Origin of the sequence: Maribacter aestuarii (assembly GCF_027474845.2) — a bacterium.
Classification (GTDB): domain Bacteria; phylum Bacteroidota; class Bacteroidia; order Flavobacteriales; family Flavobacteriaceae; genus Maribacter; species Maribacter aestuarii.
Window position 1 is genome coordinate 3,355,347 of sequence record NZ_CP107031.2, and the last position, 23,314, is coordinate 3,378,660.

Sequence of the window (23,314 nt, forward strand, 5' to 3'; positions counted from 1 at the left end):
AAACGTATTTTCAAGGACAAATAATCACGATGATGCGCTTACTCCTTTTTTTATTTTCAGTTTTTTTATTTATCCAGACTTCTGCCCAACAAATTTTACCGGAATGGCAACGAGCCAAGGTAATCGATGAGATTTTGGCAGACCGTTTTAACAACTCACTTCCAGAGTTAATGGACACCGCCGGAATTGACATGTGGATTGTGATTTCCCGAGAATATAATGAGGACCCAGTAATCAGAACCATGCTGCCAGCAACTTGGCTAAATGCTAGAAGAAGAACCATTCTTCTGTTTTACAGGGACAAGTCAAAAAATACCATTGAAAAATTAGCCGTGGCCCGCTACAATGTTGGGGAAAGTATCGTTTCTTCTTGGGATAAGGAAAAGGAACCGGACCAATGGAAACGTTTGATGCAATTGATAGAAGAACGTAATCCTAAAAAAATAGGGTTAAACTTTTCTAAGGACCACAATATAGCGGATGGGCTGGATAAAACGGATTACGATGAGTTCATGGCCAATCTACCTAGAAAACACCACGGAAAAGTAGTTTCTGCAGAACAACTAGCCGTGAGATGGATAGAAACCCGTACGGAAAGGGAAATGGTTATCTATGATCAACTGGTAGATATCACGCACGACATTATAGCCGAGGCTTTTTCTGAAAAAGTAATTACACCAGGTATTACGACCACCACGGAAGTGGAATGGTGGATGCGGCAAAAAGTAACCGATTTAGGTCTGGAAACCTGGTTTCATCCAACAGTGGACGTACAACGCTCCAAAGAAGAATTGGAAAGCCACCTGTATTCGTTTTCCGGTCGTCCTGATGATATGACCATTCTTCCGGGTGATTTGTTGCATTGTGATTTTGGTATAACCTACTTGAGATTAAATACGGATTGTCAAGAATTGGCCTATGTATTAAAACCTGAAGAAAAGGGAGCGCCTCAGTTTTTAATCGATGGTCTAAAGGCGGGAAATCAAGTTCAGGATTTTCTAACCACCAACATGATAGAGGGTAGAACGGGAAACGAGATTTTGGCAAAAGCTTTGTCAGAGGCAAAAGCCGCAGGCCTAAGACCTTCTATTTATACGCATCCACTTGGATTATATGGGCACTCTGCAGGAACCACTATAGGCATGTGGGACTCTCAAGGAGGGGTTATGAAGGACGATGGAGAAAATTATCCCTTAAACCCAAATACCGTTTATGCTATTGAGCTGAATACCACGGTAACTGTTCCAGAATGGAATAGGGATATTAGAATTATGCTAGAAGAGGCAGGGTTTTTTGGTGAAAACGGGTTCAGATATGTGAACGGTAGACAGACGGAGCTTTTATTGATACCCAGAATAAAATCACATCAAGGGAATTAACAAATGAAGCGGATAACCCTACTACTTATTTTGCTGGTCAGTCTAGTTTCAGCACAGAATATGGAAAATAAGGATATTACCATCTGTTGGGATACCTCTTTTTCTATGCTTGATAGGGATTTGGAAAAAGAGTTCGACCTATTGGATAAAGTTTTTCAAAGGTCTCCAAATCAAAAAGTACAATTGATTCTATTCAATATTATAACCGAAGAAAAAGAGTTCCAGATTACAGATGGGGACTGGAGCGAGTTAAAAGATGTCTTAATACAATCGAAAGCAGATGGCGCTACTATATATGATGGATTGGCAGACCTGATTAAAAACGACCAAGTGTATTTTTTCACAGATGGTAACGCCTTGATAGCAGATGATAACATTCCTATAAAAAAGGGAAATTTTTTAATCAATAGTCTGCCGGATAGAAATGAAAATTTTTTGAAACAGTCGGCTTTACTGGGAAGGGGTAGATTGATGGACTTTGCCGCCATTTTGCCCGATAATATACAATCTACAGTAACTGGAGGAGCTAACGAACAACCAAAGGCTATTGCAGGAACGGTTTATATTGACAATGTCCCTGCTGATGAAATCGAAGTTCGAATTAAAGGAACTGAAACGGTCTACAAGACGGACGACAGTGGTAAATTCTCCCTTCCGGCAGTTCCTGGAGATTCCATATTAATTTCAAGTCGGTCAAATAGAACTATGAAGACGGTACCCATTGGTTATTTTGATTCAAATGTGGATATTTTCTTGGAAGCCAATGTGACTACTTTGGACGAAGTCGTTGTTACCGAAAAAAGGGTGGAGGCCATTTCAAAAGATTTGGTAAATACAGGAAATGGATTGAAGAGTAAGGAAGAGTTAGGGTATGCCGTTCAATCCATAGGTGAGGAGGAAATCACACCTATCCAAACGGATTTAAGTCAATCTTTACAAGGGAAATTTTCCAACGTCACCCTCGGTGGCGACCAGGATTTGACACAGTTTAAAGGAAGAAGTAATAATACATTGTTGGGAAATAATTATGGTCTTGTAGTGGTTGATGGTGTTCCTATACAGCAATCGGATTCGTCCACTGGGTTTTTGGGAGATGCCTCTTTTATTAATCCGGCTAACGTAGCGGATATAACAGTTCTTAAAGGATTTGCGGCCACTAATAGGTACGGTACGCTGGGCAATAATGGAGTTTTACTCATTACCACCAAAACAGCTCTAGCAGGTAAAGGAAGTGGTGCTTTGGCAAATTCAGCCTTGGTGCAGGACAATGTTTATGAGTCCGATACGGAAATGAATTTAAATCAGTCGGCCCTAACAAAAGCCCTGGAGAATACTGGAACAACAGAGGAGGCTTATTCGAAATACTTAACACTTAGAAATTTTAATGAAAAAAATGTACCGTTCTATTTGGATGCCTTTGCCCATTTTAAGGATAAGGACCACAAACTGGCGGCAATAATTATTTCTAATCTTTGGGAGCTGAACCCTAAAGATGAAACTTACATGAAATTAGTAGAACTATCGTCTAGGTATTTGGGTAACAATAGTTTATCTGCAATCATTAACAATGAACTGAACAGGTCCAGACCCACGGCTATTCAGCCGTTCTTTACAGAAGCCAAGTTACAGTTGGCAAAAGGAGATTATCAAGAGGCGTTAAATAGTTTGTCCGTCTTGGAAAAAGGAGGCGCCTATGGTACTATGAACGTAACACCAATAAGTAAGTCTTTGGAGCGCGAGTTAAAAAACTTGGTATTTCAAAAAAGAAGCAGTTTAGATGTTACTAGGGTTAAAGAAGCTTATTTCAAGAACACGCAAATGAACGTTCGGCTATTGGTAGAATGGAGCAACCCTAAGGCCGAATTTGAAATTCAATTTGTAAATCCACAAAACAGATTCTTCAACTGGGAACATACTACGGGTGCCAACCAAAACCGAATTCAGGAAGAGGTGACATTGGGATATGCTATGGAAGAGTTTGAAATTTATGATGATTTAAAGGGAGATTGGAAAATAAATGCTATTTATAAAGGTAATTTAGAACCGGAAAACGATGACCCTTTAGTCCTTTTATGTTCTGTATATGAAAACTTCGGATATCCGTCTCAAAAGAAGAAATTGGTTTGGTTGTATCTTGATAATCAAGGCACTAAGAAAAGGATTGTTGAAGTGAAGATTTAGTTAACAAATTCTTAATTTGGCGTAATATTTGTAGTCTTTTACCTATCTTCTAAAAAAATTATAGACTATGAAAAATCTTCTCTTACTTCTAGTAGTACTGTCAGGAACACTTGGTTTAGCTCAAGACAAAACAAATAATATTAAAGGAAAGGTTACTTATTTAGATACTCCATTGGTAAATGCGGAGGTTAGGGTGAGTACGTCAGGAGAGACCGTTAAAACGGATACCGAAGGAAAATATGCTGTAGCAGCGGCCCCAGGGCAGATAATTACGTATAGTTATCCAAGCATGCGGTCCATGGAGATTGTGGTTGAGGACGTTACCAGAATTTTAAATGTTGAGCTTACACCAGAAGTAAATCAGTTGGATGAGGTTGTGGTCTCTAAAACTGTTTTAAAATCGCAAAAGGAAATGCGTGAGGAATACGCCTTGAATAAAAATATTATAAATACTGCTTTTGGCTTTATCGATAAGGAAACGACCAATTTTTCAATTAGTATAGTAGAAGGCAAAGATTTGAATCCGATTGGAATTGATATTGCAACGTCCTTGCAATATGCTATACCGAGTATTAAGGTCGAAAGGATACCTCCTATAAACCCTGTTGCCACTATATATTTGAGAGGTGCTTCCATGGGAATGTTTCCGGCCATCTACGATGTAGATGGTTTGGTAATGAGGGAATTTCCATTTTTCTTACAAGTGGAAAACATTGAAAGAGTTGCGGTCCTTAGGGGACTGGGGGCAGTAGTCAAATATGGAGGAGCTGCCAATGGGGGTGTTATTGTGATTAATACCAAGGGAGCAAACTATTACAATAACAATACTCAAGTGCCAAATGACCTAGCTCGCCTTAAGGGTAATATTTACGATGGAGGCGCTTTGGCTTCCGAGAAATTAGAGGGAGATAAACCCAGTTATTTGACCCGTTTATTGGCTAGTGAAACGGAAGAAGAGGCAAAAAATACGTATCGAGAACAAATCAAGATTTACGGAAGCTCGTTCTACTATGTCCTTGATGCCTATGATTATTTTTCCAACCGTTGGAATAACAAAGAGTTTGCGGATAAGATTATAGAAGAGAACAATGCCATTCTTAAGGACAATCCTATCGCACTTAAGGTTCTAGCTTATACGTATCAAGCGGAGGGGCGGCTGGAAGAAGCGAACGACGTCTATAAAGAAATCTTTACGCTCCGCCCCAACTATGCGCAATCCTATATGGATATCGCCAACAGCTACCGCGAGCTTGGGGAATACCAGAAGGCGGCCGCAATCTATGCACGTTACGGTTATCTACTGGAAGAAGGCTTCCTAAGGGCAGAAGGCGATCTGGGCATCATCATGGAACGTGAACTGAACAACCTTATAGCGCTAAAAGGAAGGGAACTGCTGTCCAAGCGTGAACTGAAGAAACTGGTCTTGGACGACGAGTTCGACGGTACACGCCTCGTCTTCGAATGGAACGACAGCGAGGCCGAGTTCGAGCTGCAGTTCGTGAATCCGGAGGGGAACTATTTCAAGTCGGAACATTCCCTACTGGCGGATGCGGACCGCATCAAGGATGAAAAAATATCCGGGTTCTCCAGTGAGGAGTACCACATTGATGATTCGATTAGGGGGGTGTGGCAGGTGAACGCGAAATATTTTGGGAACAAGAGCCTTACGCCTACGTATTTGAAAGCAACTGTTTACCATAACTACGGTAGCGCATCACAACGAAAGGAGACCAAACTGTTTAAATTAAGCCTAAGGAACGTGAACCAACAGTTGTTCACCGTAACCAATTTGGCCAGTGTAGTTTCTAATTAACATACCAACCTTAACCCTATGAACAGATGCTGCCTCATATTACTACTCCTCAGTACTTCGATTTGGGGGCAGCAAAACGAAATTACCGTAAGTGGAAAGGTGAGCGACGGTAAAAACCCGATTCCCGACGTAAATATTACCGTTGCCGATTCCGAAACTGAGACCAGGACCGATGCCAAGGGATTCTACAGGATTACGGTAAGCGAGGGAGCTATTTTGAACTATAGCCATGTAGGTTACGAGACAGTTGAGATAGTCACGGAGGATATCGGTAGGACCTTGAACATCATCATGGTTCCTAAGGTCAACCGACTGGATAATGTAACGGTGACCAAATCAAGGCCAAGGAAGACCCAAAAGGAACTTTTTCAAGAATATAACACCAATCCCAATCTAATAAAGACCATGTTTGGGATTTTGGATAAGGAAAATATAGCAACCAGTTTGTATATACTTGACGAAAAAGATTTTCCACCAGGTGCCATTTATTTAGGTCAGTTATTGAATAAACTTCCTGGATTTAGGCCTTCATATTCCTTTAAAAATGAGCAGCTTCCAATGATAGAAATTGATGGAATGCTTTACAGTAGTGATGCTCCGGTATTTTTGGATGTATCTAATATAGAACGAATAGCCACGACTTCTAGTCGTGCTGCACTTTCAAAATATGGTACTGTCGCGAATGGAGGTTTGATAATCATCAATACCAAAACCGGTAATTTTTCTCCGGGTTCTAATGGAATTACTAATTACGACCAGGCAAAACTTCGTAATAATACGTATGAGAATGACGCCATTCAAACTCCCTTAAATCTAACACGTTTAGGGGCTGAACTCCATAGTCTCTCTTTGGTATCAAAAAATGTAGAAGGAACTAATCCTACTTATTTAATTCGCCTATTGGAAAGTAAAAGCGAAACGGAGGCAAAAGAGATTTATGAAAATCAACGAACTATGCATGGCAGCTCACCATATTATGTTCTAGATGCCTACGATTATTTTTCCAATCGTTGGAAGAATAGGGAGTTTGCCGACTCCGTCATTGAACAGAACAAAACGATTCTTGAGAATAATTCCCATGCACTTAAAGCTTTGGCGTATATCTTTCAAGCTGAGGGGAGACTTAAAAAGGCAAATGAAATTTACAAAGAAATTTTTCTGCTACGACCCAACTACGCTCAATCCTACATGGATTTGGCCAATAGTTACCGCGAAATTGAAGAATACCAAAAGGCCGCTGTCCTGTACGCACGTTATGCTTATCTCGTTGAGGAAGGCTTTCTCCGTACCGAAGGCGATTTGGGTACCATCATGGTACGTGAACTGAATAACCTTGTCACACTCCAAGGCGATAAATTATTAGCTGAAAAAGAACGAAAAAAACTTATGTGGAACGATGAGTTCGAAGGTACTCGTATAACCTTTGAATGGAACGATAGTGAGGCTGAATTCAAATTACAGTTCGTAAATCCTGGTGGCAACTATTATGTTTCGGAACACTCGTTAATGGCCAATGCCGATCGCATACAGGAAGAAAAGATTTCTGGCTTTTCTTGTGAAGAGTATTTAATATACGCTCCCATCAGCGGTGTTTGGCGAGTTAATGCGGAATATTTAGGTAATAAAAGTCTTACCCCCACATATTTGAAGGCAAATATCTACCACAACTACGGCCGTGCAAATCAACGAAAGGAAATCAAAGTTTTTAAATTGTATACAAAAGATGTAAAACAGCAATTATTCAAAGTTTCGAATACAGCTGGGATGGTTTATAATTAAATTATAGGATGATGAAAAATTACATATGGTTCGTAGCTCTCTTCATCGTTACTTTTAGTAACGCACAAGAGAACCATAGAGAACTTCAGGATAGAAAAGTTGAAATTTTAGCCGAGTCTGTTAAAAATGTAAAACTGACATACCATATTGTATTTCATTTGTCGCTTCCTAAGCGAATAGAAAGATATAGTTCTGTTGGAAGAAAGAACAAACGTCCTTTTTCGTTTGAACGGGATTTTGCAAATCGCATTCAAGGAGATTTTAGGGCTTCCCCATCAGCTCAAAAACCTGGTCCAAAACCATCACAATGGAGTCCACTTATTGTAACTGATGGAATAGAGTATTGACTAAAATGAAATTCAATTTATAAAATCACATTTTGACTTTCATAATACTACTAAATATTGGGATTAAATTAAAACATTATGAATATGATAAGGCATACTACAGTTTTACTTATGATGCTCTCACTGTTTGCCACTGGGATAGCTGCTCAAGAAATTTATAAGGGAAAAGTTATAGATGCCGTAACCAATGAGCCTATTCCTTATGTTAATATAGGTATTGTAGATAAAGGCATTGGTACTGTTTCAGATGAAGACGGTTTTTTTCGTTTATTTATTGATCGAACCGAAATTGGGGATGAAGAGCTCATTCACTTTTCTTCGCTAGGGTACCAAACCTTAAATATTTCCGTAGCTAACGCAGCTTATATTTTAAAAGAATCTCCAAATATACAAATGCGGCCAGCCGATATTCTTTTGAACGAGGTAGTAGTCTCAAATGGGTCCTTAGTTCCTGTGGCGGATTATATCGGTTATCGAAATAATGGCCAGAAAATATTTGGTTACTGGAAGGAAAATATGGCTTTAGGAGCAGAATTAAGTACAAAAATAAGGGCCGGAAAAGGAAGGCGTCAACTGAATAATTTAGAATTTGAAGTGTGGGAGAATAAATCGGACAGCTTATTACTACGTATAAATATTTATGATAATGACGGGGTTTTGGGTAGACCAAAAACCAATTTAAACACATCTCAAAAAAATATACTATACACCTTAAAAAGGGAAAATACATTAGTAAAAATCGATTTGACTCCTTATGATATAGAGGTAGAAGGTGACTTTTATGTGTCCTTAGAGCTGCTGAAATTATATGGAGATCAGGAACTTGCCCTGGTCCTAGCTGCTTCGGACAGCGATGAGGGTTCGTATAGAAAGTACGCGAGTCAAGATAAATGGCATAAAATTTCCGATACCAATATGGCTTACTACCTAGAAACCTCAAAATTGGTTTCACAGAAAAAAGCTAGAAAAATGGAAGCGAAGTTGGCCGAGGCCAAATTGGAACAAAGAAAAATCTCGGGATTCACTATATTTTCTGGACGTATGTTACCTGATGTTACTATTTTGAACAATCGTACAAAAGAATCGGTTACGTCTGATAAGGATGGAAGATACTCCATTCATGCCGATAAAAATGATGTGCTCTTTTTCAGTAAAACAGGCTACAAAAGGTTTTATGTCGAAATTGATAAAAAGGATTTCGTTAATGTACCTATGCAATTGGAAAATGAATCTGATAGATGATTTATACCTGCAGTATCCCCATGTTGAACTTCTTTTCAATAGGAGCGTGGTTTGCCGCCTCAATCCCCATAGATATCCATTTTCTAGTATCCAGAGGGTCTATGATAGCATCAGTCCATAATCGGGAAGCAGCAAAGTAAGGAGACACTTGACGGTCGTACCTTTCTTTAATACGGTCATATAATTCCTTTTCCTTTTTCTCAGTTATCGTTTCGCCTTTCTTTTTTAAAGAGGCGGTTTCAATTTGCAACAATACCTTGGCGGCGGAATTACCGCTCATTACTGCCAGCTCGGCACTTGGCCAGGCTACAATCAATCGTGGGTCGTAGGCCTTACCGCACATGGCGTAATTACCGGCCCCATAACTATTGCCAATGACGACCGTAAACTTGGGAACTACGGAATTACTTACCGCATTAACCATTTTCGCACCATCTTTTATAATTCCTCCATGTTCACTTTTGCTGCCTACCATAAAGCCCGTCACATCTTGAAGAAAAACTAACGGTATTTTCTTTTGGTTACAGTTGGCGATGAATCGGGTGGCCTTATCTGCGGAATCGGAATAGATGACTCCGCCAAATTGCATTTCACCTTTTTTGGTCTTCACCACCTTACGTTGGTTGGCTACAATACCCACGGCCCAACCATCAATCCGCGCATAACCGGTTAGAATAGTCTGTCCGTAACCATCTTTATAAGCTTCAAATTCTGAATCGTCCACCAATCTTTTAATGATTTCCATCATGTCATATTGCTCAGACCTTGAACTTGGAAGAATTCCATAAATATCTTCTTGTTTTTCCTTTGGTTTGGCTGGATCAGCGCGATTGAATCCCGCCTTGGCAAAATCCCCGATTTTATCCATTATATTCTTGATGGTGTCCAAGGCATCGGTATCGTCCTTAGCCTTATAATCGGTTACTCCGCTAATTTCACAATGGGTAGAGGCCCCACCAAGTGTCTCGTTGTCAATACTTTCGCCTATAGCAGCTTTCACGAGGTAACTTCCCGCTAGGAATATACTTCCTGTTTTGTCTACGATTAAGGCTTCATCACTCATAATGGGTAAATAGGCACCCCCTGCCACACAGCTCCCCATAACGGCAGAAATTTGTGTGATACCCATACTGCTCATAATCGCATTATTTCGGAAAATACGTCCAAAATGTTCTTTATCGGGGAATATTTGATCTTGCAATGGAAGGTAAACTCCGGCACTGTCCACCAAATAAATAATGGGTAATTTGTTTTCAATCCCTATTTCTTGGGCCCTTAAATTTTTCTTGGCGGTAATCGGGAACCAGGCGCCGGCTTTTACCGTGGCATCATTGGCAACCACCAGGCATTGTTTACCGGAGACATAGCCCATTTTTATAACAACTCCGCCAGAAGGGCAGCCACCGTGTTCTTCGTACATTCCTTCACCAACAAAAGCGCCGATTTCAATGCGATTAGATTTGGGGTCCAACAGGTAATCTATTCGTTCGCGGGCAGTCATTTTCCCTTTTGCATGTTGCTTCTCTATTCCGGCTTTTCCGCCGCCTAAGCTGACTTCGGCGAGTTTTTTCTCAACTCGGAAAGTTGCAATTTATTTACGTCTTCATTTTGGTTGAACTTGATATCCATTCCTTCGTTTTCTAATTATACGTTAAAGATAAGGAGTAAAATTGAGTACATTTGGATAAATCTAAAATGTAATATTAGCTTATGATTAGGTGGGGAATAGTAGGGGCCGGAAACATTGCACATACTTTTGCAAAAGATTTGGCACTGGTGAAAAATAATAAATTGAATGCGGTAGCCTCCAGGAGTTTGGAAAAGGCCAAAGAATTTGCATATACTTATGGCGCCCCAAATTCATTTGGGAGTTATGAAGAAATGTTTAAGAGTGATACGGTTGATGTAGTATATATTGCTACGCCACATACGTCTCACGCCGAGGTGAGTTTATTAGCAATGGATTACAACAAAAATGTACTTTGTGAAAAACCAATGGGCGTGAATCTTGGTCAGGTCCAAGAAATGCTTGATAAGGCAAAGGAAAAAAAGGTTTTCTTAATGGAAGCTTTATGGAGTAGGTTCAACCCTACCATAAGGGAGGTCAAGAAGCTGGTGGATAACAATGCGATAGGAGAAGTAGGCTATTTAAAAGCTGATTTTGCTTTTTACGGATTAGATAGGGACGAGCAAGGTCGAATTTTAAATCCTGACTTAGCAGGTGGTTCAATCTTGGACATTGGAATCTATCCTATTTTTCTGTCCTATCTCTTGCTAGGCATGCCCAAGGCAATGACTGCACATTCTAAATTTTACAAGACCGGAGTAGAAATCCAAACTGCAATGATTTTTGAATATGAAAATGCCCTAAGTATGCTGTACAGTGGGTTGAGTTCTAATTCTGAGATGAAAGCCGAAATTGCCGGGAGTTTGGGCTCTATATTTATTAAGCCAAGATGGCATGAAACTACGGGATATATTTTGGAAAAAGGAGAAGAAGTAAGTGATGTGGAAGTAGGAAAGTTAGGAAAGGGCTACACCTATGAAATCGAAGAAGTACAACGTTGTCTGGAAAACGGACAATTGGAAAGCGATTTATGGAGTCATCAAAATACCGTAGACCTTTGTTCACTTATGGACTCCGTACGCAAGGAAGTGGGTATTAGGTTTCCTTTTGAATCATAAAAGCTTAGAAAATGTCGGTCAAAGTTTTGAAAATTTACCGATATTTGAGGTTACCACAAACCAAATATATTTACAGATGGGAATGAATAAGAATACGGTATTGGCGTGGGCCACTTTTATTATGATTGTAGTAGGCGTAGCCCTTATTGCGCTAGGTGCGTTTAGATATGATGACGTAGCGGGATGGGGTTTTGCTTCTGTAGGAATTGGGTTCTTTGCCATCGCTTGGGTTTTTAATGCCTTAAAGGGTAGGGTTTAAATACTCTCTCACCATACAGCGCTAAAATTCATTAAAAAGAGATTTAAAAGAGTGAAGTGTTGTATCCAGATTGAACTACTCTTCAACGTGTAACAAATAAAATTTAGAGATGTCCGACGATAAGAAAGTCATTTTTTCCATGTCAGGGGTTACAAAGACCTATAAAACTGCGAATACCCCGGTATTAAAGAATATTTATTTAAGCTTCTTTTATGGGGCTAAAATTGGAATCCTTGGTCTGAACGGATCGGGTAAGTCCACGCTACTTAAAATTATTGCAGGAGTGGATAAAAATTTTCAAGGCGATGTTGTCTTTTCACCCGGTTATAATGTAGGTTATCTAGAGCAGGAACCGCAGTTGGACGAGGATAAAACCGTATTGGAGGTCGTTAAGGAAGGCGTTGCGGAGACCGTAGCAATTTTGGACGAGTACAATGAAATCAATGACATGTTCGGTCTGCCGGAGGTTTACGAAGATGCGGACAAGATGCAGAAATTAATGGACAAGCAAGCCGTTCTGCAGGATAAAATAGATGCATCCAATGCTTGGGAATTGGATACCAAGCTAGAAATTGCCATGGATGCGCTGCGTACCCCAGAACCGGATAAGAAGATTGCGGTGCTTTCTGGAGGAGAAAGAAGGCGTGTAGCGTTATGTAGATTACTGCTTCAGGAACCCGAAATTTTGCTTTTGGATGAACCAACCAACCATTTGGATGCAGAATCGGTACATTGGTTGGAACATCACTTGGCACAGTATAAAGGGACGGTGATTGCTGTAACCCACGACAGATATTTTCTAGATAATGTGGCCGGATGGATTTTAGAATTGGATAGGGGAGAAGGTATTCCTTGGAAAGGAAACTATTCCTCATGGTTGGAGCAAAAGTCCAAGCGTTTGGCTCAAGAAAGTAAAACCGCATCCAAAAGACAGAAAACGTTGGAACGTGAATTGGAATGGGTGCGACAAGGGGCCAAGGGGCGCCAGACCAAACAGAAGGCCCGTTTGAAGAATTACGACAAGTTGATGAGTCAAGACCAGAAGCAATTGGACGAAAAACTGGAAATTTATATCCCGAACGGCCCCAGATTAGGCACGAATGTTATTGAAGCTAAAGGGGTTAGCAAGGCTTACGGTGATAAGTTACTGTATGAAGATTTGAACTTCAAATTACCTCAGGCCGGTATAGTCGGAATAATTGGTCCCAACGGCGCTGGTAAAACCACAATATTTCGAATGATAATGGGGGAGGAAGCACCGGATTCGGGAGAATTCATTGTGGGTGATTCTGCAAAAATTGCCTATGTAGATCAGAGTCATTCCAATATTGATCCGGAAAAAACGATTTGGCAAAATTTCAGCGATGAGCAAGAGCTCATAATGATGGGGGGTAGACAGGTAAATTCAAGAGCCTATTTGAGTAGGTTTAATTTTTCCGGCAGTGAACAAAATAAAAAGGTGAGTATGCTTTCCGGTGGAGAACGCAACCGACTCCATTTGGCAATGACGTTAAAAGAAGAAGGTAATGTGCTGCTTTTAGACGAGCCTACTAACGATTTGGATGTGAACACCTTAAGAGCTCTTGAAGAAGGTCTTGAAAACTTTGCCGGTTGTGCAGTGGTCATTTCTCACGATAGATGGTTTCTAGATAGGATATGTACCCATATTTTGGCCTTTGAAGGGAACTCACAGGTCTACTTCTTTGAAGGTTCCTTCTCCGAATATGAAGAGAATCGTCAAAAACGATTGGGTGCGGATATTATGCCCAAACGCCTTAAATATAAAAAGCTAATCAGATAAATAAATAAATAAGGTTGAGATAAAAAAGCCCCTGAAATTTTCAGGGGCTTTTTTATCTTTTGGTTAACTGGTTCTAGTAATCTTCATCGGGATACCAATCCAATTGGACTACCTCAATGTTTGAATTTCCAGCATTAACGATCTCCTTAAACTTGGCGACATCGCTGACATCCGGATTCCCTCGGTAATGGTATGGGTAAACCTTTTTCGGTTTAAAGTCAAGAACGGCGGAAGCTGCACTCTCTACCGTCATCGTATAGGGTAGATTCATACAAACAAAGGCTTTGTCAATATTCTCTAAAGAGCGCATCTCGGGAATATCCTCCGTATCTCCCGAAAAATATATATGTTGGCCTCCCATATTTAAAACATATCCATTGCCGCGTCCTTTTTCATGAAATTTTAGAGCTTCTTCTCTAAGGTTGTACATGGGAATAGCCTCCACGTTGATGCCAAAACGTTCTTTGGAGTCACCATTGTTTAGGATATCCAATTGTGGAGTAAATTCCTCAGGTATTTTTTCTGCCACGGCTTGTGGAACTATTATTTTTGCCTTGGCCGTACTTAGGGCTTGTAGTGTTTCTAGACTAAAATGATCTCCATGAATGTCCGTAACCAAAATTAAATCCGGTTCTTTTTGTCCCTTAAAAGCCTCAGCGCCACCTACAGGGTCTACATAAATGACTATATCGTTCCATTCCAGAACCGTGGTAGCATGTTGAATTGGTGTTATTTCTATAGCCTCATTTGTTTTTTGATCAGTTTCTGGTGTAGAAGTTGTGGCGTACTCCGGTTCTGCGTTTAAATCTTTGTCCTGTTTTGCTTTATCCTTACAGGCCAGTGCTAAAACAAGAATAAAGGAGAGATAGCATAATGTCGTTTTTTTTATCATTTTTAGAGTTATTTAAGCGTTAATTCCATTTTTATATCACTTCGTGTATAAGGCAGATTGTTTTCTAACTCAACTTCAACGAATCCATATTTTCTATAAATATAAAGTGCCGTAGGTAATTTTGTGCTTGAATAAAGCACTATTTTATCCCAACTGTGCTGTTTGGCAAAATAAATAGCAAAGTCAATAAGGCGCTGACCGATTTTTTTCCCTGATATTCATTGGAAACGGCCATTTTTCCCAGTTCATAAATATTCTTGCTCAGCGGTATAAAACTGAAACAGCCTACGGGAGTACTATTATATAGTGCCATGAAAATATATCCGCCTTTGTCTAAAATATTTTCCTTACTGTTTTCTAGTAAAGAAATGTCCTTAGCTTCCACATAAAAATACTTTTCCAACCAGGCCGTATTTAATTCCTTAAAAGCTATGGCATATTCAGATATGAAAGGAACTATTTTAATCAATGTGGTGTATGTTGGTTCGATGCTTAAAGTTAAGACTTCCAAAACTTTAATTTTAAAAAATTTAACACTTACAACATCTAAAAAATAATTCTACTCGTATATAGAATGATACAAACAAACACGTATATCAAAAAAATCAACAAGATTAATTAAAGATTACATTATGACTGAAACAAAAAATAACAATGGATTAAAGGTATTGGCTGCGTTACTTGGAGTAGTGCTTTTGGGTACCATTATTTACACCGTAAGTCTTTATCAGGACAAAAAGAAAACGGAAACTGTTCTTACACAAGAAAAAGAATTGGTCGTTGCGGATTTAAATAGCTTAAAATCAGAATATGACAAGGCTATCTTGGAAAGTAATGCTACTAATGAGGAATTAGTTTCTGCAAGGGATAATATCGCAAAATACATCGATTCTGTTCAAACTATGAAAGCTGATATTTCTTCTTTGGCTCGTTACAGAAGACAAGTTGGTGTCTTAAAAGCGGAAAGAGAGCAATTATTGAAACAAGTGGATTCGCTTACGCGTTCCAATACCATGATTGCTATGCAACGTGATAGTACTTATGTTGAGTTAGAAAAGCAAACTGTCTTTAATGACTCTTTAGTGGTACAGAACACACAATTGGCGGATGCTGTTGAAAAAGGTTCTGCTCTTAATCTTTCCAAAATCAATGTAGATGCTGTAAGAGAGCGCAACAGTGGAAAATTGGTTTCAACGCAAAGAGCTAGATCTACGGATAAATTTAAAATCTGTTTTACGGTTGCTGATAATGTAATTGCAGAGGCTGGGGATAGAGAGTTCTATATTGAAACTTTGGACCCCCAAGGAAATGTTTTGGGTGAAAGCTACTCGAAATCAAATGATAACGGTGCATCGATTACTTACAGTAAAGGAACCGGGTTCTATTACGAGAATAAGTCCTTGGATATTTGTGATTATATCAACAAGCCAGCGGGTGATTTTCAAAAAGGACAGTACATGGTAAATGTGTACGACAATAATTTGAAATTATTAGGAACTTCACAGTTCACCTTAAAATAAGGTACACTATCCATTAATATGAAAGGGCGGCCAATTGGCGGCCCTTTTTTTATTTCAAACTTCCGACCATTTTTTCCGGCCTAACCCAATCATCATAATCGGCTGCAGTCACATAACCTAAGTTAATCGCCTCCTCTTTTAGTGTAGTGCCATTTTTATGAGCAGTATTTGCAATCTCCGCAGCTTTGTAGTAACCAATCTTTGTATTTAGTGCTGTTACCAGCATAAGCGAATTGTTAAGCAGTTCTTTTATAACCTCATGATTTGGTTCTATTCCTGCAGCGCAATTCTCCTCAAAGCTAATACAGGCATCTCCCAATAACTCGGCGGATTGTAGTATGTTGGCGGCCATAATAGGTTTGAAGACGTTGAGTTCATAATGGCCTTGTGTTCCACCAACACTAATGGCGACATCATTACCCATTACCTGTGCGCAGACCATGGTTAATGCCTCACATTGGGTAGGATTCACTTTTCCGGGCATTATAGAGCTGCCAGGTTCGTTTGCGGGAATTATAATTTCACCTATTCCAGAACGCGGACCTGAAGCCATCATCCTAATATCGTTAGCAATTTTATTCAAGGACACCGCTAATTGTTTTAGCGCTCCATGAGATTCAACGATAGCATCGTGTGCCGCAAGTGCCTCAAATTTGTTGTCTGCTGTCTTAAATGGGTAGCCCGTAAAGTCAGCAATATATTTAGCGACCAAAACGTCGTAACCCTGAGGTGTATTAAGACCTGTTCCCACTGCTGTTCCTCCAAGAGCAAGTTCGCTTAGATGGTCCAGTGTATTTTTCAAAGCTATGAGGCCGTGGTCTAATTGAGAAACGTAGCCTGAAAATTCTTGTCCAAGGGTTAGGGGAGTGGCATCCATTAAATGGGTTCTTCCTATTTTAACGACTTTTTGGAAGTCTTTTGCCTTTTTGTCCAATGTATTTCTTAACTGTGTCACCCCAGGAATGGTTACATCCACTATCTTCTTGTAGGCCGCAATGTGCATACCGGTAGGGAACGTGTCATTGGAGGATTGAGATTTGTTCACATCGTCGTTCGGTTGTATCGTTTTCTCGCCTTCCCCAATTTTGTGTCCGGCTATTTCATGGGCCCTGTTGGCAATTACCTCATTTACGTTCATATTACTCTGCGTGCCGGAACCGGTTTGCCATATGACCAAAGGAAATTGGTCGTCATGTTTGCCCTCTAAAATTTCATCGCAAACCTGCGCTATTAAATCTCGTTTCTCTGCGGCAAGTACACCAAGTTCACAATTGGCATAAGCTGCCGCCTTTTTGAGATAGGCAAAACCGTATACAATGTCCAAAGGCATTGATGCCGCCGGACCGATTTTGAAATTGTTTCTGGAACGTTCCGTTTGTGCGCCCCAATATTTATCACTGGGCACTTCAACCTTGCCCATGGTGTCCTTTTCTATTCTATATTCCATTGTGGTCATTTGTTAGATTATAAAGTTAAGATATACCTCGGAAGCTAAAAATAAAGGTTCGTATTTTATTTGAAGAATCTAATGGGGTTGTCTAAATTAATTTCGAAGATGGCTTGCAAAAAATAAATCGATTATGGTATCTTTGTACTGATTTAAGAAAATTAGATATGGAATTCGATCAATATTTAGGGTTTTTAGCTTTTTTAACCATTTTGATGATTGGTTTTTGGTTAATGATATTCTTATTACTTTTTGTAGTACCTTATTGGTTGGGTGGAAATATTGTTGAGCTCTTGAAAGAAAGACGTGAGGCCAAACGGGCCAAACGTAACGCATAAAAAAAGAAGCCAATCGGCTTCTTTTTTATTTCAGTAGTCATTTTTTTTATCCTTGATATTCTTCATCGTCATCTCCACGGTTACGTCCCCCTCTTTCTGGTTGTTTTTTCTGATTTATGCGGTATACAAAGGAAAATGTAAGTTGTCTTTCTCTCCATTGAAATTCGCTATCCGAAGTGAAAAATGGGGTTTGTGTAAATGATATTCTTTTTCTGGAATTGAATAAGTCCCGTGCGCTGAAAGCTATTGTCGCCTTATCTCCCCAAATATCTTTACTTAGGGCTAAGTCTAGGGTGAAAATACCTTCGTTTCGTGTTTGTGCATTTTGTGTTGGACCCCTATAGGAGGCGTTTGTCTGCCAATCTATTTTGCCCGGAAGCGTTACTTTTGAGCTGAAACGAGAAAACCAACTCGTGTTTTTAGCACCAAAATCAACTCCATTAAATATACCTTCTGAATTAAATTGAAAGAAATTAAAACTTCCATTTAGACGCAACCACTTTTCAGGATTGTACAATAGCCCAAGCTCTGCACCAATACGCTCATTAGTAGAAAGATTTATAGGAATAGAACGAATGATGACAATACCATCTGAGGTAACCTGCCCTGTTTCCTCTTGTATTCTCTCAAAAGAATTAGTTTCTTTTTGAAAGTATACGGAAGAAGTTAAGGTAAGTTTTTCCCACCTCTTTAGATATCCTAAATCGTACGCATTGGCAAAAGCGGGGTCTAAATCTGGATTACCCTGAAATATATTGGTACGGCTTGACCTTGATGGGAAGGGGTTTATAAAGTAGCCCCTAGGTCTATTTATTCTACGGTTATAACCAAGGGTAATATTTTCATTTTCTGCAAGTTCATAAATTAGGTTAAGGGTGGGAAAAAGTCCCAAGAAGTTTTCGTCGAAATCCAAATCTATATCAGAACCTAAGGCCTCTTGTAAAACAGCGGGATCAACTCCACTAACAGATCCTTTAAGTTGAGTGTTTTCTAAGCGTAAGCCTAGTAAAAAGGAAAAATCTCCAAATTTATCACCGTACTGGGTATAAATTGCATTTACATTTTGATTGTAGACGAACCTATTTGTAAGGCCTAGGTTAGGAACAAATTCACCACTTTCTAAATCCAGTTCCTCTAAACTAAAGTCGTTATCGTTCTCCTCCCAATTACCCCTATATCCCGCTTCGAATTGTGCATCGCCTAATGGTAGTACGTAGTCAACTTGTACTAAAAATTCATTTTGGATTTCTATTTCCTCAATATTTTCGCTAGCAATAATTTCTGTATCGGGAAAAGTGTTGTCTTCTAAAATGAAAGTTGGTTTAATTTCTCTATCATAAGAATATTGCATATCCGCAGTAAGCTTATGTCCCTCATCATTGAAATTATTATTATAATTTAATGACAGCTGGTAGCTTTTTTCGTCTTCTCTCTCATCCTCCACCCGTAAAGTTCGGCTATCAATATCGTCAGAAATGAATCTAGTGGTCTTATTCTCGGTTACGTCCTTTCCATCGTTTATCCGACCAAATGCGCTAGCGGTTAATGATGAAGATTCTGTCAAAAAATATTCTATTCCCAGGTTTGCGTTGAACCCACTGTTTCTCCTATTTATATCACGATCCTCGATAATTCTGTCAAACGTGCCCTCACCTTCAGCAAAGGTATTGTCAAAAAAGCCATTTCCGGGTGGTTCCCGAAATGAATAACCAATGGTATTGAAGATATTGAATTTCTCTTTTCTGAGGTTTAGGTTGGCAGCTACAGAAGCCGCATTTGGATAACCAATACTTGTATTGATAGTACCGTTGAACCCACGGGTTTTTTCCTTTTTCAATACGATATTCAAAATACCAGCCGTTCCTTCCGCATCGTAACGGGCCGATGGGCTTGTAATTACTTCAACTTTCTCGATAGCATCGGCAGGAAGTTGTCTTAAGGCATCCGTGGAGCCGAATCCAGCCAACGCCGAGGGTCTACCATTAATAAGAATTCTTACGTTCCCATTACCTCTGAGCGCAATAGCACCATCCACATCTACCGTAACCGAAGGAATATTACCCAACGCATCACTAATGGTGGCACCACTATTGGTAAGGTCTTTACCTACGTTGTACACTTTCTTGTCTAAACGGACTTCTACCGTGGTCTTCTCAGCAACAACTTCCACGCTCTCTAGTTGGGCAGCAGAGATTTCTAGCTTAACAGTGCCAAGGTCTATATCTTCCGTTAAATTACGGTTATTGCTTTTGAAGCTTTTGTATCCAATAAATTCGATACTTAAATTGTAGTTTCCTGGTGAGGCATCGACACTAAAAATTCCATTTACATCAGTGATTCCGCCAGTTATCTTATTGGGGTCGCTAACACTCTGTACCACAAGCGTGGCATACTCTAAAGGTTGGTTTGTTTCTTGATCAATAACCTTTCCTGTTATCGTAATCGGTTTTGGTCCTTGCTCTGGACCTCCTCCTGCCGGTCTTTGACTATTTATCGTGGTTAGTGAAAGGGTTAGGAGTAACAGGAAAATTTTTTTCATAAGGTTAGCCTTTGTCTTTTTTACGTTTCTTTTTCTTCTTTTTATTATTCTTGATTGTCTTCGCAACTCCGTTTTTTTGGAGTTCAACGAAAGCCTCATATTTTTCCAAGGGGAGTCCGGCTTTTAATTCTTCGTCCTGCCTTTCGGTTATTTTTTCATAAACCTCCCTCATCTTTTCCGGAGGGAGCTTTAAAATTTGAGCTTCAATTCTTTCTTGTACGTATTTTTTTAGTACAGAACTTAAAACGGCAACTTCAAAATCATTAAGTTCCAATGCCTCTGCAATGGCCGGCATTTCCCCATCTACAAGCTCCGCTGCTGTTTTCGGTTCTTCTTTCTTAGGTGTTTCAGTCGCTTGTGGTATAGTACTACGCTGCCTGCCATATCCATAGGCTCCTCTTCCTCCGAAACCTTGTTGACCACGCCCAAATTGAGCAAAACCTTCTGAACTGACTATTAATAGCGCAGTTAACAGTAAGTACCTTAAATAACTTGATTTCAATAAAACTTTCATGACCTTAGATTGTAAAATTAGACTTTGGTTTAACCAGTATTGGTTAAAACTTCGTTAAAACGTTTAATGTATTTTAATTATACTTAAACAAAAATTAAAGTATTGTATTTATTTTTTCTGGTGGTCTACCGATAACAGCTTTGTTTCCATTAACCACAATGGGCCTTTCGATTAATTTAGGGTAGCTAATCATAGCGTCCAATATCTCTTCATCGGATAATAATCTACCTCTAAATTTTTCTTTCCAAATGGCCTCATTTTTTCTGACCAAATTCTCTGGGGTAATTCCCAAACAATTTAGGACATCTCTCAATTCCTTCTTTGTAGGAACTTGTTCCAAATATTTTATTACTTCAAACTCCTTGCCAGAGTTTTCTAACAGTTCCAATCCCTCCCTAGATTTTCTACATCGTGGATTGTGGTATATTTTAATCATGGGTTAAAGATTTTTAATAAAAAATTTCAAATTCGTGGAAATACTAGTCCTCATCTTTTTGTCCCATCATCATTAGATAGGATTTTAAGAAAGCATCGATATCACCATCCATTACCGCGTCTACGTTACCTGTTTCCTCTCCTGATCTTACATCCTTTACCAGCTTATACGGATGCATGACATAGTTACGAATTTGAGAGCCCCATTCTATCTTCATTTTAGAAGACTCTATTTCTTGCCTGGCTTCCATCTTTTTCCGTAATTCTATTTCATACAATTGCGATTTCAGCATTTTCATGGCCGTTGCCCTGTTGTCATGCTGACTTCGGGAGTCTGAACAAGATATTTGAATTCCTGTAGGATGGTGTACCAATTGTACTTTTGTCTCAACTTTATTTACATTTTGACCGCCAGCGCCACTAGATCTGGCTGTGGTAATCGTAATATCCGCCGGATTAACATCAATCTCTATGCTATCGTCTACCAACGGGTATACATAAACAGATACGAACGACGTATGTCTTTTCGCATTACTGTCAAAAGGGGAAATCCGTACGAGCCTGTGCACGCCGTTTTCTCCTTTTAGCCAACCAAAGGCGTATTCTCCATCAATCTCTAACGTCACCGTTTTAATACCGGCAACGTCACCTTCCTGAAAATTCAGTTCCTTTACTTTATACCCATTTTTTTCTGCCCACATCATATACATGCGCATCAGCATAGCCGCCCAATCGCAACTTTCGGTTCCGCCAGCTCCAGCAGTAATCTGAAGTACGGCCGGCAGTTCGTCACCTTCTTCGGAGAGCATATTCTTGAACTCCATTTTCTCCAAGCTGTTCATAGCTTTTTGATATTGCTGTTCAACCTCATCCTCGGAAACTTCACCCTCTGCTTGAAATTCGAGCAATACTTCTAAATCGTTCACCAAGGTTTTAGCTGCATTAAAATCATCTACCCATTGCTTTTTAGATTGGATAAATTTCATATGCAGTTGTGCTTCTTGGGGGTTGTCCCAAAAGTCCGGTGCCAGGGTTTTCTCCTGTTCGTTTTCTATTTCAATAAGTTTGGCATCAATGTCAAAGATACCTCCTTAACGCACCAAGGCGATCTATAAGACCTTTGTAATGGTCTGTAGTTATGGTCATATTCTCAATATTTTAAACAAAAATAGTACTCTTTTTTCGATGTCTGGTTTTAAATCAAATGAAGTTGCCGTCGAAGTATTGCGACCCAACAATACCTTTATACTTCTAAAAATTAAAGGTGGTTGTTACTATTGTTGTTGCTGACTGCTTACCGTGACGGAATGTGAGGTTTCATTTGCACCTTGTGAGTATATTACGCCACGTAGTGGAGAACAGTCCTTATAATCTTTACCATGGGCCACCTTGATATGATTTTCGTTCACCAGCAAATTATTGGTCGGGTCAAAACCTATCCAACCTATTTTGGGAATATATGCCTCAGCCCATGCATGCATTTGAGAATCGCCAAAATAACCGTTTCCTTGATGTAAATAGCCGGAAACATATCTTGCGGGCACCCCATTTTGTCTAGCTAAAGCACAGAATAAATGGGTGAAATCTTGGCAAACGCCATGCCTCTTGGCAATGACTTCTTTTAGGACGGTGTTCACGTCCGTAACGCCTACCTTAAAGTAAATATGGTCGTAAGTCCAATCGTTAAGAGACCTTAAATTATCGAATATTGATTTGGTCTTATCAAACTTGAAAAGAGGTTTATCTAGTGTCGGTAGGGCAGTAAAATGGGTTTTCTTTAAAAAAGGTTCAAAATCAACCTTAAAATCTAAGTCTGCTAACTTTTTATATGAGGAATTGGTATCCCGTTCGGGTTCAAAATCAAAAGGGTTAAAATCTTTCTTTATTAGTTTAAAAGTGGCCTCAAAAGATATCTCTTTGAACCGCTCTTTTGGGTGAACTCTTATTGTTTTGAAACAATAACCGTTTACGGAAAATTCGTTTATAGCATTTATGGAGTTTGAGAAGTCTACAGTGACATATTCCTGAGTCCTATTTTCTTGTGGAATGATTAGAAATTGCCAACAGGCATCCCGTACCCAATTTTCGTATTTATTATGGGTTTTGTAGGTTATTGAATATTCTCTTGGCATGCCGACTAAGA

Annotated in this window: 19 protein-coding genes and 1 pseudogene; 11 read left to right on the forward strand and 9 right to left on the reverse strand. The window is 39.5% G+C overall.

Going from position 1 to position 23,314, the window contains the following annotated elements:
- Positions 1–32: 32 nt before the first annotated feature.
- The 6 genes from N8A89_RS15270 to N8A89_RS15295 all read left to right on the forward strand — a co-directional run bounded on the left by N8A89_RS15270 (position 33) and on the right by N8A89_RS15295 (position 8,741).
- A complete protein-coding gene (locus N8A89_RS15270; protein ID WP_289645569.1) occupies positions 33–1,379 on the forward strand; it encodes a M24 family metallopeptidase in 1,347 nt (448 codons plus the stop codon).
- Positions 1,380–1,382: 3 nt separating this feature from the next.
- On the forward strand, positions 1,383–3,560 hold the full coding sequence (locus N8A89_RS15275; protein WP_289644562.1) for a YfaP family protein: 2,178 nt from the start codon (positions 1,383–1,385) through the stop codon (positions 3,558–3,560).
- 67 nt (positions 3,561–3,627) lie between these two features.
- On the forward strand, positions 3,628–5,373 hold the full coding sequence (locus N8A89_RS15280) for a DUF2135 domain-containing protein (protein ID WP_289644563.1): 1,746 nt from the start codon (positions 3,628–3,630) through the stop codon (positions 5,371–5,373).
- An 18-nt stretch (positions 5,374–5,391) separates the two neighbouring features.
- Positions 5,392–7,152, forward strand: a complete 1,761-nt coding sequence (locus N8A89_RS15285; RefSeq protein ID WP_281543011.1) for a DUF2135 domain-containing protein — start codon at positions 5,392–5,394, stop codon at positions 7,150–7,152.
- 8 nt (positions 7,153–7,160) lie between these two features.
- A complete protein-coding gene (locus N8A89_RS15290; protein WP_281543012.1) occupies positions 7,161–7,499 on the forward strand; it encodes a hypothetical protein in 339 nt (112 codons plus the stop codon).
- Positions 7,500–7,577: 78 nt separating this feature from the next.
- On the forward strand, positions 7,578–8,741 hold the full coding sequence (locus N8A89_RS15295) for a carboxypeptidase-like regulatory domain-containing protein (protein WP_281543013.1): 1,164 nt from the start codon (positions 7,578–7,580) through the stop codon (positions 8,739–8,741).
- Between the two features lies 1 nt (position 8,742).
- Here the strand turns inward: N8A89_RS15295 and N8A89_RS15300 are convergent.
- Positions 8,743–10,370: pseudogene (locus tag N8A89_RS15300) on the reverse strand (acyl-CoA carboxylase subunit beta).
- 81 nt (positions 10,371–10,451) lie between these two features.
- Here N8A89_RS15300 and N8A89_RS15305 point away from each other — a divergent pair.
- The 3 genes from N8A89_RS15305 to ettA all read left to right on the forward strand — a co-directional run bounded on the left by N8A89_RS15305 (position 10,452) and on the right by ettA (position 13,486).
- Positions 10,452–11,426 (forward strand): Gfo/Idh/MocA family protein, encoded by a 975-nt coding sequence (locus N8A89_RS15305; RefSeq protein ID WP_281543015.1) that lies wholly within the window; start codon positions 10,452–10,454, stop codon positions 11,424–11,426.
- 76 nt (positions 11,427–11,502) lie between these two features.
- Positions 11,503–11,685 (forward strand): CAL67264 family membrane protein, encoded by a 183-nt coding sequence (locus tag N8A89_RS15310; RefSeq protein ID WP_281543016.1) that lies wholly within the window; start codon positions 11,503–11,505, stop codon positions 11,683–11,685.
- A gap of 109 nt (positions 11,686–11,794) precedes the next feature.
- Entirely contained in the window at positions 11,795–13,486 is a 1,692-nt protein-coding gene (gene ettA / locus N8A89_RS15315; protein ID WP_281543017.1) for an energy-dependent translational throttle protein EttA, read from the forward strand.
- A gap of 73 nt (positions 13,487–13,559) precedes the next feature.
- Here the strand turns inward: ettA and N8A89_RS15320 are convergent, their stop codons facing one another.
- Both N8A89_RS15320 and N8A89_RS15325 read right to left on the reverse strand, forming a co-directional pair.
- Positions 13,560–14,378 carry an MBL fold metallo-hydrolase gene (locus N8A89_RS15320; RefSeq protein ID WP_281543018.1) on the reverse strand — a complete coding sequence of 273 codons (819 nt, stop codon included), beginning with the start codon at positions 14,376–14,378 and terminating at the stop codon, positions 13,560–13,562.
- A gap of 139 nt (positions 14,379–14,517) precedes the next feature.
- Positions 14,518–14,889, reverse strand: a complete 372-nt coding sequence (locus N8A89_RS15325) for a GNAT family N-acetyltransferase (protein WP_347343935.1) — start codon at positions 14,887–14,889, stop codon at positions 14,518–14,520.
- Positions 14,890–15,010: 121 nt separating this feature from the next.
- On the opposite strand from N8A89_RS15325, the gene N8A89_RS15330 reads away from it, so the two are divergent.
- Positions 15,011–15,898, forward strand: coding sequence for a hypothetical protein (locus N8A89_RS15330; RefSeq protein ID WP_281543019.1), 888 nt, complete (start codon positions 15,011–15,013; stop codon positions 15,896–15,898).
- A gap of 49 nt (positions 15,899–15,947) precedes the next feature.
- Here N8A89_RS15330 and fumC read toward each other — a convergent pair whose 3' ends face one another.
- Entirely contained in the window at positions 15,948–17,345 is a 1,398-nt protein-coding gene (gene fumC, locus N8A89_RS15335) for a class II fumarate hydratase (RefSeq protein ID WP_281543020.1), read from the reverse strand.
- 167 nt (positions 17,346–17,512) lie between these two features.
- On the opposite strand from fumC, the gene N8A89_RS15340 reads away from it, so the two are divergent.
- Positions 17,513–17,683, forward strand: a complete 171-nt coding sequence (locus N8A89_RS15340) for a hypothetical protein (protein ID WP_281543021.1) — start codon at positions 17,513–17,515, stop codon at positions 17,681–17,683.
- A 46-nt stretch (positions 17,684–17,729) separates the two neighbouring features.
- Here the strand turns inward: N8A89_RS15340 and N8A89_RS15345 are convergent, their stop codons facing one another.
- The 5 genes from N8A89_RS15345 to N8A89_RS15365 form a co-directional block, all read right to left on the reverse strand.
- Positions 17,730–20,222 (reverse strand): TonB-dependent receptor, encoded by a 2,493-nt coding sequence (locus tag N8A89_RS15345; protein WP_281543022.1) that lies wholly within the window; start codon positions 20,220–20,222, stop codon positions 17,730–17,732.
- 4 nt (positions 20,223–20,226) lie between these two features.
- Entirely contained in the window at positions 20,227–20,736 is a 510-nt protein-coding gene (locus tag N8A89_RS15350) for a hypothetical protein (RefSeq protein ID WP_281543023.1), read from the reverse strand.
- A 94-nt stretch (positions 20,737–20,830) separates the two neighbouring features.
- Positions 20,831–21,172, reverse strand: a complete 342-nt coding sequence (gene arsC / locus N8A89_RS15355) for an arsenate reductase (glutaredoxin) (RefSeq protein WP_281543024.1) — start codon at positions 21,170–21,172, stop codon at positions 20,831–20,833.
- 43 nt (positions 21,173–21,215) lie between these two features.
- Positions 21,216–22,317 (reverse strand): peptide chain release factor 2 gene (gene prfB, locus N8A89_RS15360; RefSeq protein WP_289644564.1). Its coding sequence is split into 2 segments (ribosomal slippage): positions 21,216–22,250 and positions 22,252–22,317, totalling 1,101 coding nucleotides; the frame shifts between segments, so codons are not numbered across the junction.
- A 128-nt stretch (positions 22,318–22,445) separates the two neighbouring features.
- The gene (locus tag N8A89_RS15365) at positions 22,446–23,303 is read right to left on the reverse strand and encodes a transglutaminase-like domain-containing protein (RefSeq protein WP_281543025.1); all 858 of its coding nucleotides are present in this window, start codon (positions 23,301–23,303) and stop codon (positions 22,446–22,448) included.
- Between the last annotated feature and the right edge of the window lie 11 nt (positions 23,304–23,314).